At 66.0% G+C, this 15870-nt stretch carries 14 protein-coding genes; 10 read left to right on the top strand and 4 right to left on the bottom strand.

Annotated elements, in window-relative coordinates; all coding sequences use genetic code 11:
* On the bottom strand, positions 1-286 hold a 286-nt coding region (locus AAHB16_RS10580), incomplete at its 3' end, for a hypothetical protein (RefSeq protein ID WP_342050810.1).
* Between AAHB16_RS10580 and AAHB16_RS10575 the strand changes: the two genes are divergently transcribed.
* Positions 285-1091 (top strand): DUF2950 family protein, encoded by an 807-nt coding sequence (locus AAHB16_RS10575; RefSeq protein ID WP_342050809.1) that lies wholly within the window; start codon positions 285-287, stop codon positions 1089-1091. The genes AAHB16_RS10580 and AAHB16_RS10575 overlap by 2 nt on opposite strands.
* A gap of 181 nt (positions 1092-1272) precedes the next feature.
* Entirely contained in the window at positions 1273-2451 is a 1179-nt protein-coding gene (locus tag AAHB16_RS10570) for an extracellular catalytic domain type 1 short-chain-length polyhydroxyalkanoate depolymerase (protein ID WP_342050808.1), read from the top strand.
* An 82-nt stretch (positions 2452-2533) separates the two neighbouring features.
* Here AAHB16_RS10570 and AAHB16_RS10565 read toward each other — a convergent pair whose 3' ends face one another.
* The gene (locus tag AAHB16_RS10565; RefSeq protein WP_150375057.1) at positions 2534-3835 is read right to left on the bottom strand and encodes an MFS transporter; all 1302 of its coding nucleotides are present in this window, start codon (positions 3833-3835) and stop codon (positions 2534-2536) included.
* Between the two features lie 312 nt (positions 3836-4147).
* On the opposite strand from AAHB16_RS10565, the gene AAHB16_RS10560 reads away from it, so the two are divergent.
* Both AAHB16_RS10560 and AAHB16_RS10555 read left to right on the top strand, forming a co-directional pair.
* Positions 4148-8329: a DUF748 domain-containing protein gene (locus AAHB16_RS10560; protein ID WP_342050807.1), complete on the top strand. Its 4182-nt coding sequence runs from the start codon at positions 4148-4150 to the stop codon at positions 8327-8329.
* A gap of 78 nt (positions 8330-8407) precedes the next feature.
* Entirely contained in the window at positions 8408-8593 is a 186-nt protein-coding gene (locus tag AAHB16_RS10555; RefSeq protein WP_150375055.1) for a rubredoxin, read from the top strand.
* A gap of 62 nt (positions 8594-8655) precedes the next feature.
* On the opposite strand, the gene AAHB16_RS10550 is transcribed toward AAHB16_RS10555, so the two are convergent.
* On the bottom strand, positions 8656-8838 hold the full coding sequence (locus AAHB16_RS10550) for a hypothetical protein (protein WP_109584955.1): 183 nt from the start codon (positions 8836-8838) through the stop codon (positions 8656-8658).
* Between the two features lie 162 nt (positions 8839-9000).
* On the opposite strand from AAHB16_RS10550, the gene AAHB16_RS10545 reads away from it, so the two are divergent.
* The 6 genes from AAHB16_RS10545 to AAHB16_RS10520 all read left to right on the top strand — a co-directional run bounded on the left by AAHB16_RS10545 (position 9001) and on the right by AAHB16_RS10520 (position 14341).
* On the top strand, positions 9001-9504 hold the full coding sequence (locus AAHB16_RS10545) for a hypothetical protein (protein WP_150375054.1): 504 nt from the start codon (positions 9001-9003) through the stop codon (positions 9502-9504).
* Positions 9505-9648: 144 nt separating this feature from the next.
* The gene (locus tag AAHB16_RS10540) at positions 9649-10836 is read left to right on the top strand and encodes a cytochrome c oxidase subunit II (RefSeq protein WP_342050806.1); all 1188 of its coding nucleotides are present in this window, start codon (positions 9649-9651) and stop codon (positions 10834-10836) included.
* Between the two features lie 20 nt (positions 10837-10856).
* Entirely contained in the window at positions 10857-12614 is a 1758-nt protein-coding gene (gene ctaD / locus AAHB16_RS10535; protein ID WP_150375052.1) for a cytochrome c oxidase subunit I, read from the top strand.
* The gene (locus AAHB16_RS10530; RefSeq protein ID WP_446718080.1) at positions 12611-13264 is read left to right on the top strand and encodes a bb3-type cytochrome oxidase subunit III; all 654 of its coding nucleotides are present in this window, start codon (positions 12611-12613) and stop codon (positions 13262-13264) included. Before ctaD ends, AAHB16_RS10530 begins: the two co-directional genes overlap by 4 nt.
* 22 nt (positions 13265-13286) lie before the next feature.
* Positions 13287-13982, top strand: coding sequence for a heme-copper oxidase subunit III family protein (locus AAHB16_RS10525; RefSeq protein ID WP_150375051.1), 696 nt, complete (start codon positions 13287-13289; stop codon positions 13980-13982).
* Positions 13983-13990: 8 nt separating this feature from the next.
* Entirely contained in the window at positions 13991-14341 is a 351-nt protein-coding gene (locus tag AAHB16_RS10520; RefSeq protein ID WP_342050805.1) for a cytochrome C oxidase subunit IV family protein, read from the top strand.
* 3 nt (positions 14342-14344) lie between these two features.
* Here AAHB16_RS10520 and AAHB16_RS10515 read toward each other — a convergent pair whose 3' ends face one another.
* Complete coding sequence (locus tag AAHB16_RS10515) at positions 14345-15772, bottom strand: NAD-dependent succinate-semialdehyde dehydrogenase (protein WP_150375049.1); 1428 nt, start codon at positions 15770-15772, stop codon at positions 14345-14347.
* Positions 15773-15870 lie beyond the last annotated feature (98 nt).

Here is a 15870-nt window from a genome sequence, read left to right as displayed (position 1 = left end):
CCACGGCGACCACGGCGACCACGGCGACCACGGCGATGGCGGCCACGGCGACCACGGCGACCACGGCGACCACGGCGATGGCGGCCACGGCGGCCCCGGCGGCCCCGGCGACCATGGCGACCATGGCGATGGCGGCGATGGCGGCGATGGCGGCGATGGCGGCGAGGGCGGCGAGGGCGGCGAGGGCGGCGAGGGCGGCGAAAGCGGCGAAAGCGGCGAGGCTGGCGAGGCTGGCGAGGGTGATCGAGGTGGCGATGAGGGCGGGGCTAAAGGCAGTCGTGGCCATGGCTGCGGTCGTCATGGTGGCCGCACCCGTCGCCGCACAGCAGGTCTTCGACACCGCCGAAGCCGCCTCGAACGCCCTCGGCGATGCCATCGCCCGCAGCGACCAGGATGCCCTGCGCAAGGTACTCGGCAATCAATACCGCACGCTTCTGCCGCCCGAAGGCATCACGCAGGACGATATCTACGACTTTCTCGGCGCCTGGGCCGCGCACCACGCGCTCCAGCCTGCCGGCGACAACGCCATGCGCATTGCCGTGGGCGACAGCGGCTGGACGTTCCCCGCGCCGATCGTCAAGCGCCCCGCCGGCTGGCAGTTCGACCTCAAGGCAGGCCGCGAGGAAGTGCGCGACCGCCGCATCGCCCGTAACGAACTCGTGGCGATGGATTCGCTGCTGCAACTCGCGGATGCCCAGCAGCGCTACGCGCAGCAGGTCGGCAACGGCGCCTTCGCCAAACGTATCGTGAGCTCGCGGGGCCGCACCGATGGCCTCTACTGGCCGTCCGACACCGAGGCGGACGCCAGCCCGATCGGCCCCGACGCCCTCGCCATGGGCCCCGATGTCCCGCCCGAAGACGCCTATTACGGCTACCGTTTTCGCGTGCTCCCGCCCGGCACGGGCGCCGGCGCGACGCGGTTCGCGTTTATCGCATGGCCCGCCCGATACGGCGAAAGTGGCGTACACACCTTTTTGATCGACGCGGAAAGAAATTTTTACGAACGCGATCTCGGCACTTCCACGGCCAGCCGGGCCGCCGCGATGCGGTCGTTTTCCACGGAAGGATGGCGTCGCGTGGCCGATAAATAGGCGCTTCCCGCACTTCCGCATCTATCGAGTGACCTGCGAGCCTGTTCCGCAGGTCTTTTTTAATGTTGCAAGATGCATACATTGCCGCACTGGAGTGAGCGATACGCCGCGGCGGCTTGTGTTATGCTGCATCGCACAAACATAGGAGGGGATCCGTTCCAAAGACGAGCAGGAGTCTCTAATGGCCAAAAGCCTGTCCTCGGACTGGGAAACGCAATGGCGCCAAATCGGCCACGCGCAGCACCAGGCCGCACAGCAATTGAAGTCCTGGCTGCGACGCTTCGACGCGTTCCAGCCCACCCCCCCGCTCCGCCCGGTACCTCCGGTCGGCGAGCATGCGCCCGGTTCGCTGCCCGGCACATGGGAATCCCACCGGCTTGGCCTTGCGCCGCTGCCGGGTGAACTCGTTCCGCAGCTGTCATACCGTCTCTACATTCCGTCGGGCGCGTTGTCGCGCAGGACGGGTCCGATGCCCGTCGTGGTATTGCTCCATGGCTGCCGGCAGACACCCGAGGCGCTGGCCGAGGGCACGCGCATGAACGCGCTCGCCGAGCGCGAAGGCTTTATGGTGGCTTATCCGCAGCAGCCGCTGCGGCGGTCCGTGCATCGCTGCTGGCAGTGGTTCGACCTCGGCGCCGAGGAAGGCGGGCGCGAGGCGCAGGCTGTTGCGGCGCTGATCGACGAGCTTGCCGAGCGGCCCGATGTGCGCGCGGGCGAAATCTATCTGGCAGGGTTGTCGGCCGGCGCCACGATGGCGGCGCTGGTGGCGTTGCGCTATCCGGAGAAGGTAGCCGCGGTCGGGTTGCACTCGGGCGTGGTCATCGGTGCCGCGGATTCGCCGCGGGCGGGATTGCGCGCGATGGAGCAGGGCTCTGCGACCGATCCGCTCGTGTTGCTCGACGCCGCGGGCGTGACGCCGGGCGGCCCCACGATGCCCGCGATCGTCATGCACGGGCTCGAGGACCAGGCGGTACACCCGGTCAACGGGCGTCTGCTGGCGCGGCAGTTTCTTGCCTACAACCGCATGGACGACCGGCTCTCGGTGGCGATGCCGCCCCGGGTGGCGGCGATGGCGGGTGCCGGCGCGGAGGCGGCCAACGAGGGTGTCGCTAACGAGGGTGTCGCTAACGAAAGTGTGGCCAACGCCCGGGTAGCCAACGAAAGGCCAGCGCTCCGGCGCGGCAACTATCGCGAGGCGCGGTTCGGGCGGTGGAACAAGGACCTGGTGAAGCTCGTGGAGGTTGCCGGGCTCGATCACGCGTGGAGTGGCGGTGACGGGCGGGTCGAGTATCACAGCAGCACCGGGCCCGATGCCAGCGCGATGATGTGGGAGTTCTTTCGGGAGCACCGGCGGAAGTAGGGCGCCGAAGGCGGGAAACGACAAAGGGGGCGATGGCCCCCTTTGTTCTTGACCTGCCGCAACGAATCGACGAATAGCCCGATCAGGCCTTCTTCACGAACAGCGCCGTCACGATACCGATCAGGCAGACCGCGATCACGTAGTGCGCCGGGGCCAGCGGGTTGTCCTTGAGCATCAGCGTGACGATCATCGGCGTCAGTCCGCCGAAAATCGCGTACGACACGTTGTACGAGAACGAGAGCCCCGAGAAGCGGACCTGCGCCGGGAACGCGTTCACCAGCACATAGGGCACCGCGCCGACGGTGCCGACCATAAAGCCGGCCAGCGTGTAGAGCGGAATCAGCAGCTGCGGATGCGTGCCCACCGTCGTGTACAGCAGATACGCCGTACCGGCCAGCAGCAATCCACCCACGAACAGCGTCCGGCGCGCGCCGAAGCGGTCCGCCAGCATGCCCGCCACCACGCAGCCGATGGACAGCGCGAGCGTGGCGAAGCTGTTGGCGACCAGCGCCGTGCGGCCATCGAAGCCGAACAGCTTCTGCAGGAACGTCGGCGTCATCAGGATCACGACCACGATGCCCGCGGAAAGCATCCACGTCAGCAGCATCGAGATGGCCACGGCGCCACGGTGGTCGCGGACCACGGACTTCAGCGGCATTTCGGCCGCCAGCGCCTTGCGCTGCTGCAGTTCGGCGAACACCGGCGTCTCGTGCAGCCACTGCCGCAGGTACATCGAGGCAATGCCGAACACCCCACCCAGCAGGAACGGCACGCGCCATGCCCAGTCATGGAGCTCGGTCGGCGTGAACGCCGAATTCATGCCGGTGGCGACCAGCGAGCCCAGCAGGATGCCGGCGGTCAGCCCGGCCGTCAGCGTGCCGCAGGCATAGCCGACATGCCGGTTCGGCACGTGTTCGGACACGAATACCCACGCGCCCGGCACTTCACCGCCCACGGCGGCGCCCTGCAGCACACGCAGCAGCAGCAGCGCGAGCGGCGCGAGCAGGCCGATGGAGTGATAGGTCGGCAGCAGGCCCATCGCCAGCGTCGGCACCGACATCAGCAGGATGGACAGCGTGAACATCTTCTTGCGGCCCAGCAGGTCGCCGAAGTGCGCCATGATGATGCCGCCCAGCGGACGGGCCAGGTAACCGGCGGCGAAAATGCCGAAGGTCTGGAACTGGCGGAGCCAGTCCGGCATCGACGGCGGGAAGAATAGCTGGCCGATGACGGTGGCAAAGAAGACGAAGATGATGAAATCGTAGAACTCGAGCGCGCCGCCGAGGGCGGCGAGCGCGAGAGTCTTGTAATCCTGCCCGGTCAGGGGACGCGCGGCATGACCGGGCGCGCCCACTGCCCCGGCAGTGCTGCTGGAGGTAGACATGAAAAAGCTCGCATAGTGAATTCACACACGAAGCGCGCTACACGGATGGCGTGGGGCGGAGGGGCACGGAGGATGGCGTGCCGGGCCAGGCGCGCGGCGGCGGATATGCCTGCCGGCCTGAAAGGGGGTCGCTTCGCGAAAGGCGTAACGATACCAGAACCGCCGCTCTCCCTTTTTGGTAATGCCGGAATGTTTTGAAATGGTCCTTTGCCTTGCCATAATCCGTTGCCATAATGCTAAAAAAAGTGAAATCCGGGGCACACTACCCGACAGTGATTTCCGATGCACAGGGGTCATCTTTTCTGGGTAACCATGTCATTCAAGGATTCCATCGGCACTGCGGCCCGAACGGCCGGCGAGAAAGCCAGGGCCACGCCGCGCAGGCGGCTCGCGTTGCGCGTGCTCGGCGGCATTGTCGTCGCCGTGGCGATTTTCGGAATTGCGGGATATTTCGGGGGCCCGCCGCTGGTCAAATATCTCGTCGAGAAACAGGCGACCGAGGCCCTGGGGCGAAAAGTCACGCTCGGGGCGGCGCAGGTGCGGCCGTTCGACCTCGCGGCGACGCTCAATGACCTGACGATCTTCGAGCCGGACGGCACGACGCCGATGGTGACGCTGGGCGAAGTGGATGCCAATGCGTCCATCGCGTCGCTCTGGCATCTGGCGCCCGTGGTGCACAGCCTGCATGTGGACAGGCTGTCCGTGCACGTGGTGCGCGACGCGCAGGGCCGCATGAACTTTGCGGACGTGGAAGAAAAGTTCGCGGCCATGCCGCCGAAGCCCGCCGACAGCAAGCCTGCGCGGTTCTCGATCAGCAATATCGCGGTGACCAACTCGACGTTCGTGTACGAGGACAAGCCGCGCGATACCACGCAGCGCGTGGAGAACTTCACGCTGACGCTGCCGTTCCTCTCGAACCTGCCGCACGACGCGACCATCAATACGCGGCCGACGCTGTTCGCGAAGATCAATGGGTCGCCGCTGTCGCTCGACGGTACGACGCAGCCATTTGCCGATACGCGCGAGACGAACCTGAACGTGAACCTCGACGCGCTCCAGGTGCCCACCTATATGGCCTTTGCGCCGCGGCTCAAGGACGCCGAGATCAAAGGCGGGCTCGTCGATACGCGCCTGGTGGTCGGCTTCCGCCAGGACAAGGACAAGCAGGACCTGTTCGTCTCGGGCACCGTGGTGTTGCGCGATGCCGATGTGGTGACCCATGCGGGAGCGCCGATCGTCAAGGCGGGACGGCTGGCGATCGACCTCGACCGCGTGGAGCCGCTGGCCAATCGGGCGGCCATCCGTAGCATCGGTCTGGAAGGACTGGCACTGCAGGCCATTCGGCGCGCGGACGGTTCGCTGAACCTTGCCACGGCGTTTCTGCCGGAGAGCGCGCCGACGCCGAAGGCAACGCCGGCGGCTCCGGCTCCTGCGCCGGCTTCCGCGCCGGCAGCTTCGGCCTCCGCGCCGGCTGCCGCGCAGGCCCCGGCACCCGCACCGGCCGAGCCGTTCAGCTATGCAATTCAGCGCATCACGCTGAAGGACGCGAAGCTCGGCTTCCAGGACGAACTCGCGCCGTCGGGCCCGGGGAAGCTCGATATCGGCCCCGTCAACGTGGAGATCGCGGACCTTGCCAGCACGGGCGACAAGCCCGCGCAACTCGACGCGAAGGTGACGATTGCCGATGGGCAGACGCTCGACCACAAGGGCCAGCTGGCCCTGCGGCAGGGCACGCTTGCGGGCACGCTGAAGACCACGGGCCTGCGGCCGCAGGGGTTTGCCGCATGGTGGCCGCGCGAACTGCAAAGCCAGTTCGGCGAAACGGGCATCAACGCGGAGCTGAATTACCGCATGGCGTGGACGCAGCCGACGTTCCAGTTCGTCCTCGAGAAATCGCGCCTCGAGCTGTCGCCGGTGTATGTGGCGACGCGCGAGCCCATCGCGCTGCCGGCCGCACCTGCCGGGCAGGGCGACGATGCCGCCGCGGCAAGCGACGGCGCGAATGACCGAGCAAACGACAGGGCGCGCAATGGCGCGCGCCGCGATGGCCAGCGCGCGCATCGCCGCAATGTACAAGCGGCACAGTCGGCACAGGCCGCGCAAGCTGGGCAGGGCACGACCCGCAAGCGCACCACGCAGGCGCAGCGGCGCGTGGCTGATATCGAGGGCGCGCAGTTGCCGCTCGTGCGCGCGGAGAAGCTCGTACTCGAGGACATCAACCTCGACCTCGCGAAGCAGACGTTCGATACGAGCGCCGTATCGCTGGTGCAGCCGCAGATCGCGGCCACGCGCGATCATCGCGGGCAATTGCTCGAGATGGCCCGCATCTGGGCCGTGCAATCGGCGCAGGAGAAGGCGGCACCGGCGCGGCCAGCGGCTGCTTCGGGCGCGCCGCAGGGCACGGGCGCCGCGACCGCACGGAAAAATGGCGCGACAAATGGCACGGCAAACGGCACGGCAAATGGCACGGCTAACGGCAGCGCGGCCGCGCGCGGCACGGTCACGCCACCGGGCTGGAAAGTCCGCATCGGCAAGATCAACGTTGACGGCGGCGCGGCACGCCTCGCCGACTACGAGCCCGCCGAGGCCAACCGTGGCCGCCCCGTGATCCACCAGTACCGCAATATCGGCTTCACGGGCGGTACCGTGACATGGCCGCTTGCCAACGCCGCGATACCCGTCATGCTGCATGCGGAGTCCGGACGCCGCGGCGTGATCGGCCTCGAAGGCAGCCTGCTGCCCGCCGCGCCGGGCGCGCAAATGCAGCTCGACGTGCGCGAGCTCGATATCGCGCCGCTGCAGCCCTATATCGCCGATCGCTTCAACGCGGCACTGCGCGGCGGCACGATGACGGTCAAGGGCAAGCTCGACTTCAACGCGCCGGCCGGCAAGCCGATCGCCGCGCATTTCGCCGGCAACGCACTGGCGGGCAATGTGCGCACGGTCGACCGCATCAGCGGCGACGACTTCCTGCGCTGGCGTTCGCTCGCGGTAACGGGCATCGACTTTGCGATGGACGAGTCGAAGGGGCCGATGCGCGTGGGCGTGAACAACGTCGCGCTCTCGGACTTCTATGCGCGCGTGATCCTCAACGCGAACGGCCGCCTGAACCTGCAGGACGTCATGGCCGGCGGCAGCGATCGCGGGCAGCCCGCGCCATCGACGAGCCTCACGCAGGCGAGCCCGGCTTCGGCACCGGCCGCTTCCGCACCGGCCGCGGCCCCTGCAACGGCGACGGTCGCGAAGGAGGGCAAGGCCGGCCCCGCGCCGCAGATTCGTCTCGGCGGCGTGTCCATCAACAAGGGCAACATCAACTTCTCGGACTTCTTCGTCAAGCCCAACTACTCGGCGAATCTCACCGACATGAAGGGCTCGATCTCCAAGGTGTCGTCGTCGGACCCGACCCCCGCGGATATCGTGCTCAACGGCCGGCTCGACGACGATGCGCCGGTCAGCATCAGCGGCAAGCTGAATCCGCTCGGCGAGCAGCTGTTCCTCGATATCGCGGCGAAGGCGGCGGGCGTGGAGCTCACGCGGCTGACGCCCTACGCGGCCAAGTACGCGGGCTACCCGATTACGAAGGGCAAGCTCACGGTGGACGTGGGGTACAAGATCGAGAACGGCAGGCTCGATGCGCGCAATCACCTGTACCTCGACCAGCTCACGTTCGGCGATCGCGTGGACAGTCCCGATGCGACCAAGCTGCCCGTGCTGCTTGCGGTGTCATTGCTCAAGGATCGCAACGGTGTGATCGACGTGAACCTGCCGGTGTCGGGTTCGCTCTCCGACCCCGAGTTCAGCATCGGCGGCGTGATCGTTCGCGTGATCGTCAACTTGCTCACCAAGGCCATCACGTCACCGTTCTCGCTGATCGCCTCCGCGTTCGGCGGCAGCGGCGACGAACTCGGCTATATCGAGTTCGCGCCGGGCAGCGCCACGCTGTCCAAGGAGGCGCAGGAGAAGATCGCCACGGTGGCCAAGGCGCTGAACGACCGGCCGTCGCTGCGGCTCGAGATCAGCGGCCGCATCGATCCCGCAACGGATGCCGATGGCGCGCGCCGCGTATGGCTCGACCAGCGTGTGGCGGAGCAGAAGGAGCGCGAACTGCGCCGCAGCGCGCGTTCGGGCGGCCAGGCCGACGAGGAAGAAGGCGGCGAGCAGGGCGCGAAGATCACGGTCTCCAGGCAGGAATATCCGAAGTATCTGGAGGCCGTGTACAAGCGCCAGTCGTTCAAGAAGCCGACCAACATGATCGGCCTGAACAAGTCCCTGCCGACGGCGGAGATGGAAAAGCTGCTGCTGGAGAACGCGCCCGTCACCGACACGGAACTGCGCCAGCTGGCAGACCAGCGCGCGCTGGCCGTCAAGCAGGCGCTCGAGCGCGACGGCAAGGTGCCCGATTCGAAGCTGTTCCTGACCGCGCCGAAGCTCAATGCCGAAGGCATCAAGGACAAGGGCGGTCCCAACCGCGTGGATTTCTCGATCCGCCAGTAACGACCGAAAATCGGGCCGCAACCGCAGGCGCGGTATCATGCGGCCCGTTCCATCGACTTTATTTAACGGAGAGACGTTTTGCAGCAGGAAGCCGTCGCCTACAAGACCTGGGTTTGTGTGATTTGCGGTTGGGTGTATGACGAAGAGCAGGGCTGGCCCGACGACAATATCGCCCCGGGCACCCGCTGGGAAGACATCCCGGCCGACTGGCGTTGCCCCGAGTGCGACGTCGGCAAGGAAGATTTCGCGATGATCGAACTGTGATTCGACCATCGGGCGTTTCAAACGCCTGAGTGTTCCCCCTCTCCTTCAGGGAGAGGGGCCGATCAGATCAGCATCGGCAACACTTCCAGCACCAGCACGCCCATCATGAGGCCGATGATCACGCCGCAGCAGCGGCAACTGATCTTGAGCGCCTTGGCGGCGACGGGTACCGCGCCCATCGCCAGCATGCCGACAAGTGCCATCGGCAGCAGAAATACAAGATCGTGCGCCTGTAGATGAAACATGGCGGTCTCCTTTCTTGTCTTTTGTTCTTCCAGTATAGGCCGTGTGTGGCGAATACAAGGCAGTTGGCCTCAGGGTTGTCCCTATGTGCGTTCCATGGCGCGGAATCGTGCGTCGCGTGTCCTATGCTGGACTCACGAAGCCGAAGCGACAAGGAGACCATCATGGAACTTCACGTGCATTCGCATCACTACGTGCGCCGTCTGCCCGACTGGAGCGCCGCGGCCGTGTCAGGTATCGCGGCCGGCGCCTTCCTGATCGTGCTGGAGTTGTTCTGGGCGTCGATGATGTCCGGCGTCAACCCGTGGGTGCCGACGCGCATGATCGCGGCAATCGTCATGGGTCAGGACGTGATGCAAAACGCGCTGTTCAGCATCGGTACCGTCGGCGCGGCGCTCTTGATCCACTTCGTGCTCGGCGCGGTACTCGGCATGGTGCTGGGCGCGATCATGGCGCCGTTTCATCTGGACTCGAGTCCGGGCATGGCGGTGCTGGCCGGCGCGGTGTTCGGCGTGGTGGTCTACCTCTTCAACTTCTACGTGATGACGGGCGCGTTCCCGTGGTTCGTGGAAGCGCGCGGCTGGCACACGCTGATCGCCCATATGCTGTTCGGGATGGTGATGGCCATCTGCTACTGGAAGCTCGAATCCAGGGACGTGATGCACTGAATGCGGCACAGCATGTGTCACGTTCCGCGGCACTGAAGCTCGCGCAAGAGCACTTGCCGCATTCGCAACCCATGCACTACGCTTGAACCACTTGCGTGGGTTGCGCGTCTCTCGCGGCAGTTGTCCGCGCAGAGGAGGGTGGATATGGCAATCGCCATTGCGCTCGTGGTCCTCGTCGTCGCTTCGGTGCTCTTTCATTTTCTGAGCCCGTGGTGGGCGACGCCGCTGGCGTCCAACTGGAAGCAGATGGACGACACGCTGACCATTACCCTCGTCATCACCGGCGTCTTCTTCGTCGTCATCAATCTCCTCCTCGGCTATATCGTCTGGCGCGACCGTCACCGCGACGGACATCGCGCGCACTATGCGCCCGAGAACCGGCGGCTCGAGTGGGGGCTGATCGCCATTACCACCGTCGGCATCATCGCGCTGCTTGCGCCGGGCCTCTTCGTCTACGCCGACTATGTGCGCCCGCCGCAGCAGGCAATGGTGCTCGAGGTCGTGGGCCAGCAGTGGCAGTGGGCATTCCGCTTTCCGGGCCGCGGTGGCCAGCTCGGCACGTCGGATATGCGCTTCGTCAGCGCGACGAATCCGCTCGGCGTCAACCCGGACGACCCCAACGGACAGGACGACGTGATCGTCGTGGGGCCCGAGGTGCATTTGCCGCTGAACCAGCCCATCAAGGTACTGCTGCGATCGAAGGATGTGCTGCACGATTTCTATGTGCCGCCGTTTCGCGCGCGCATGAACATGGTGCCCGGCATGATCACGTCGTTCTGGTTCACGCCGACACAGACCGGGCGTTTCGACATCCTGTGCGCGCAACTCTGCGGCGTCGGGCACTACAACATGCGCGGGCACGTCGTGGTCGACGAGCCGGCGGCATTCGAGGCCTGGCTGACGAAACAGCAGACGTTCGCCATGACGCAGGTGCGCGCGACGGCGCCGGTCGCCGCGGCGCCCGCCGGCGGCGAGGCGGGCACGGGCGGTGCCGGCGTGGCCGCCGCTGCCGGCCTGATCGAGCAGGGACGCGCGCTGGCGCAGAGCAAGGGCTGCGTCGGCTGCCACAGCATCGACGGCGCGCCCGGCGTTGGGCCGACCTGGAAGGGGCTGTACGGCAAGACCGAGACGTTTGCCGATGGCAGCACGGCGCCCGTTGACGATGCATTCCTGAAGCACGAGATCGAGGACCCGCACTCGCGGCTGGTCAAGGGCTACGGCCCGCTGATGCCGAAGATGCCGGTGACCGCGGAAGAGGTGGCCGCGCTGAGCGCGTATATCCGCGCGCAGGGCGCGGCGGCGGGCGGCGCACCGCAGGCGGGAGCCAAATAGACGAAGCAGGGAGGTCATGCATGAGCCATGCCGAAGATGCCGCGGACCACGGGCCGAGGAGCTTCTGGACGCGCTATGTCTGGAGCCAGGACCACAAGGTGATTGCCGTCCAGTACACGATCGTCGCGATCTTCGTGGGACTGGTGGGCGTCGCGCTGTCCAACCTGATGCGATTGCAGCTCGGGTTTCCCGGGCATTTCTCGTTTATCGACGCGAACCGCTACTACCAGTTCGTGACGATGCACGGGATGATCATGGTGATCTATCTGCTGACCGCGCTGTTCCTCGGCGGCTTCGGCAATTACCTGATCCCGCTGATGGTCGGTGCCCGCGACATGGTGTTCCCGTACCTGAACATGCTGAGCTTCTGGGTGTACTTTCTCTCGGTGCTCGTACTGCTGGCCAGCTTCTTCGTGCCGGGCGGGCCCACGGGGGCGGGCTGGACGCTGTATCCGCCGCAGGCGATCCTGCCGGGTACGCCCGGTTATGACTGGGGCATCATCCTGATGCTCGTATCGCTCGTGATCTTTATCGTCGCCGCGACCATGGGCGGCCTCAACTACGTGACGACCGTGCTGCAGGCGCGCACCGAAGGCATGACGCTGCTGCGCATGCCGCTGTCGGTGTGGGGCATCTTCATGGCGACGATCCTCGCGCTGCTCGCATTTCCCGCGCTGTTCGTCTCGGGCGTGATGATGCTGCTGGACAAGACGCTCCACACGAGCTTCTTCATGCCGGCAATGGTTTCCATGGGGCAGCAGCTCGACTACAAGGGCGGCAGTCCGCTGCTGTTCCAGCATCTGTTCTGGTTCTTCGGGCACCCCGAGGTCTATATCGTCGCGCTGCCCGCGTTCGGTATCGTATCGGACCTCGTGAGCGTGCATTCGCGCAAGAGCATCTTCGGGTACCGCACGATGGTGTGGGCGATTCTCGCTATCGGGCTGCTGTCCGTCGTGGTCTGGGCGCACCATATGTTCGTGAGCGGCATGAACCCGTACTTCGGCTTCTTCTTCGCCACGACCACGCTGATCATCGCGGTGCCCACGGCCATCAAGGTCTACAACTGGGTCATCACGCTGTGGCGCGGCGATATCCACTTCTCGGTGCCGATGCTGTTCGCCATCGCATTCATCAGCACGTTCGTGATCGGCGGGCTGACCGGACTGTTCCTCGGCAACGTCAGCGTGGACATTCCGTTGTCGAACACCTACTTCGTGGTCGCGCATTTCCATATGGTGATGGGCGTGTCACCAATCCTTGTGGTCTTCGGCGGTATCTACCACTGGTATCCAAAGGTCACGGGCCGCATGCTCGACGACACGATGGGCCGCATTCACTTCTGGGTCACGTTCATCGGCACCTACGCGATCTTCTTCCCGATGCATTACCTCGGCATCCTCGGCATGCCGCGGCGCTATTACGCATACGAGAACTACGCGTTCATCCCCGAGTCCGCGCACGTGATGAACATGTATATCTCGATTGCCGCGTTCATCGTGGCGGCGGCGCAGCTGTTGTTCGTCTTCAACCTCGGCTGGAGCCTCGTGCGCGGGCGGCCGGCCGGGTCCAATCCATGGCGCGCGGCGTCGCTCGAATGGCAGACGCCCGAGACGCCGCCCGCGCATGGCAACTGGGGACCGCATCTGCCCGTCGTCTACCGCTGGGCCTATGCGTACAGCGTGCCCGGCGCGCGCGAGGACTTTGTCGCGCAGAACGCGCCGCCCGATGCCGGGGGCGCGGAGCCGGAACCGCATTCGAGCCGGGGGGCCGTGGCATGAAAACCGAATCGAATTTCGCCGCGGGCCCGGGGATGGGCGGTGGCGCGGGCGGTGGGGCGACATCGGGCGATACGCGTCCGGGTGCGCGCACGCCGATGCCGGGCAGCATCGGGCTATGGGCCTTTATCGCCGTGGTTACGTCGCTGTTCTCGCTGTTCCTGGCCGCGTACGTCATGCGCATGGACAGTCCCGACTGGCATCGCGTCACGCTGCCCTGGCAGAGCTGGCTGTCCACGGCGCTGTTGGTGGGTGCATGCGTGGCAATGGAGGCCGCCGCGCGGCTGGCACCGGCGGGACGCATGGCGCCCGCGCGCCTGGCACTGCGGCTGGGCGGGGTGGGGGCGATTGCGTTCGTGGCCTCGCAGCTATGGGCCTGGGAGGCGCTGTATGCCCTGCACGTGGTACCCGCGAACAACCCGGCCGGCAGCTTCTTCTATCTGCTGACGGCCATGCATGGGCTGCACATGCTCGGCGGCGTCGCGGGATGGGCGATGGTGGTGACCGACCGCGGAAGCGGGCCGCGCACGCTGATGCGCATCCGGCTGTGCGCGCGGTACTGGCACTTCCTGCTCGCGGTCTGGGTCGTGCTGCTCGGCGCGCTGGGCTGGCTCACGCCGGAGATCGTGCGCTATCTCTGCGGCACCGCGTAAGCGCGACAACGAAGGAGACGCCATGACCGCGCCACTCTCCACTGCACAGGATCCGCTGGCCAGGCTGCCGGATGGGTTCCGGGGCCTCGTCGCGGACTGGTCGTCGGACCAGCGCGCGTTCAAGGTGTCCTGGGGCAAGGCAATGATGTGGATCTTCCTGCTGTCGGACACATTCGTGTTCAGCTGCTTTCTGACCGGCTACATGACCGTGCGGATGTCGACGACGGTGCCGTGGCCGAATCCGAGCGAAGTGTTCGCGCTCGATTTCGGCGGGCAGCCCGTGCCGTTGATCCTGATCGCCATCATGACGTTCGTGCTCATCACGAGCAGCGGCACCATGGCGATGGCCGTCAATTTCGCCTATCGGCGCCAGCGTCGCGAATGCGCGATGCTGATGCTGGTGACCGCGCTGTTCGGCGCGATGTTCGTCGGCATGCAGGCGTTCGAATGGACCAAGCTGATCGTCGATGAGGGCGTGCGGCCGTGGGGCAACCCGATGGGGGCCGCGCAGTTCGGCTCGACGTTCTTCATGATCACGGGCTTTCATGGCCTGCACGTGACGTGCGGCGTGATCTATCTGCTGGTGGTGGCGCTGCGGGTACTGGGCGGCCGTTACGAGCGGACCGGCAACTACCAGATCGTCGAGATCGCCGGACTGTACTGGCACTTCGTGGATCTGGTGTGGGTATTCATCTTCGCGTTGTTCTACCTCTGGTGAGGTGTCCCATGGAAGCCCAGGTCCATCAACTGCATCCGCAACATCAACAGCATCAACAACATCAACAACATCCGATCAGTCTGTATCTGAAAGTGTGGCTGCTGCTGTTTGTCCTGTCGGCCATGTCGTACGGGGTGGACTACTTCCACGTGCAGGGCTATCTGCGCTGGACGCTCATCCTGATCTTCATGGCGGCGAAGGCCGGCCTGATCATCGCGGTGTTCATGCATATGGCATGGGAGAGGATGGCGCTGATCTGCGCCATCCTCCTGCCCCCGCTATGCCTGCTGGTCCTCGTGTGGCTGATGGCCGAGGAAGCCAACTTCACGTTCCTGACACGCGGGGAGTTCTTCCGATAGCGCTCAGACCTGCGTGATGAACTTGGTCACGAGGTAGCCATCGAACGTTTCCTGGCCGCCTTCGCTGCCGATGCCCGAGTCCTTGATGCCGCCGAACGGCGTCTCGGCGAGCGCCATGCCGAAATGGTTGATATTGACCATGCCGGCTTCGAGCCCGTTCGACACGTAGTTGGCGGTCTTCAGCGAGTTGGTGAACACGTACGAGGCCAGGCCGAACGGCAGGCTGTTGGCGCGGCGCAGGACTTCGTCCGTGTCCTTGAAGCGCACGACCGGGGCCACCGGGCCGAACGGCTCGTCGGTCATCAGCTTGGCATCGTCGGGCAGGTCCGTGATGACGGTCGGGGCGAAGAAGTAGCCCTTGTCGCCGATGCGCGAGCCGCCGGCCACGATCTTGCCGCCGCGATGGTTCGCGTCGTCGAGGAACTGCTCCATCGAGGCAATGCGGCGCTCGTGCGCGAGCGGGCCCATTTGCGTGCCGTCTTCGAGGCCGTTACCGACCTTGATCGAGCCGATGACCTCGGTAAAGCGCGCCAGGAACTTGTCGTACGCGCCCTGCTGCACGTAGAAGCGGGTCGGGGACACGCAGACCTGGCCGGCGTTGCGCAGCTTGAAGCGGGCCAGCATCTCGGCGGCCGGCTCGATGTCGGCGTCGTCGAACACCAGCACCGGCGAATGGCCGCCCAGCTCCATGGTCACGCGCTTCATATGGGCGCCGGCCAGTGCCGCCAGCTGCTTGCCCACCGGCACGGAGCCCGTGAACGAGATCTTGCGCACGATCGGCGATTCGATCAGGTACGACGAAATCTCGCCCGGCACGCCCCAGACGATGTTCAGCACGCCCGGGGGCAGGCCTGCATCGTGGAACAGCTGGGCCAGCGCGACCACGGCGCTCGGCGAGTCTTCCGGCCCCTTCAGGATCAGCGTGCAGCCCGCGCCGATCGCGGACACCATCTTGCGGATGGCCTGGTTGAACGGAAAGTTCCACGGCGTGAAGGCCGCGCATACGCCGATGGGCTCGCGCACGACGATCTGGCGCACGTTGGGCTGGCGCGGCGGAATCACGCGGCCGTAGATGCGGCGGCATTCCTCGGCGTGCCATTCGGCATGCTCGGCGCAGATCATGACCTCGGCCACGGCTTCCGCGAGCGGCTTGCCCTGGTCCAGCGTGATATTGCGGCCGATGTCCTTGGCTCGTTCGCGGGTCAGTTCGGCCACGCGGCGCAGGATCTTGGAACGGTCCAGCGGCGAAGTCTTCTTCCACGACTCGAAGGCCCGCTCCGCCGCGGCGAGCGCGCGATCCAGGTCGGCACGGGAGGCGTGCGGCAGCTTGCCGATGACTTCCTGGGTGGCCGGGTTGAGCACGTCCTGCTCGCGCCGGTCGCCGCCCTTGACGAATTCTCCGTCGATATAGAGGGCGAGATCCTGGTACATGCGTGTCTCCTGAGGTGCGGCGCCGCAACATTGAGGGCGCCAGCGGGGTGGGCGGGAACGAAACCGCAAGCTTACCCCGAGCGCGTGCAATTCGCACC

The organism is Cupriavidus sp. OTU4054, from assembly GCF_038440175.1.
Classification (GTDB): domain Bacteria; phylum Pseudomonadota; class Gammaproteobacteria; order Burkholderiales; family Burkholderiaceae; genus Cupriavidus; species Cupriavidus pauculus_D.
The sequence above is the reverse complement of the archived record's forward strand: the minus strand, read 5'-3'. Positions and strand labels throughout refer to the sequence as shown.

What these genes read in the sequence shown, in the direction of transcription:
- AAHB16_RS10575 (WP_342050809.1), top strand. Translation starts at nt 285, where the DNA reads ATGGCTGCGGTCGTCATGGTGGCCGCACCCGTCGCCGCACAGCAGGTC.
- AAHB16_RS10570 (WP_342050808.1), top strand. Translation starts at nt 1,273, where the DNA reads ATGGCCAAAAGCCTGTCCTCGGACTGGGAAACGCAATGGCGCCAAATC.
- AAHB16_RS10565 (WP_150375057.1), bottom strand. Translation starts at nt 3,835, where the DNA reads ATGTCTACCTCCAGCAGCACTGCCGGGGCAGTGGGCGCGCCCGGTCAT.
- AAHB16_RS10560 (WP_342050807.1), top strand. Translation starts at nt 4,148, where the DNA reads ATGTCATTCAAGGATTCCATCGGCACTGCGGCCCGAACGGCCGGCGAG.
- AAHB16_RS10550 (WP_109584955.1), bottom strand. Translation starts at nt 8,838, where the DNA reads ATGTTTCATCTACAGGCGCACGATCTTGTATTTCTGCTGCCGATGGCA.
- AAHB16_RS10545 (WP_150375054.1), top strand. Translation starts at nt 9,001, where the DNA reads ATGGAACTTCACGTGCATTCGCATCACTACGTGCGCCGTCTGCCCGAC.
- AAHB16_RS10540 (WP_342050806.1), top strand. Translation starts at nt 9,649, where the DNA reads ATGGCAATCGCCATTGCGCTCGTGGTCCTCGTCGTCGCTTCGGTGCTC.
- ctaD (WP_150375052.1), top strand. Translation starts at nt 10,857, where the DNA reads ATGAGCCATGCCGAAGATGCCGCGGACCACGGGCCGAGGAGCTTCTGG.
- AAHB16_RS10530 (WP_446718080.1), top strand. Translation starts at nt 12,611, where the DNA reads ATGAAAACCGAATCGAATTTCGCCGCGGGCCCGGGGATGGGCGGTGGC.
- AAHB16_RS10525 (WP_150375051.1), top strand. Translation starts at nt 13,287, where the DNA reads ATGACCGCGCCACTCTCCACTGCACAGGATCCGCTGGCCAGGCTGCCG.
- AAHB16_RS10520 (WP_342050805.1), top strand. Translation starts at nt 13,991, where the DNA reads ATGGAAGCCCAGGTCCATCAACTGCATCCGCAACATCAACAGCATCAA.
- AAHB16_RS10515 (WP_150375049.1), bottom strand. Translation starts at nt 15,772, where the DNA reads ATGTACCAGGATCTCGCCCTCTATATCGACGGAGAATTCGTCAAGGGC.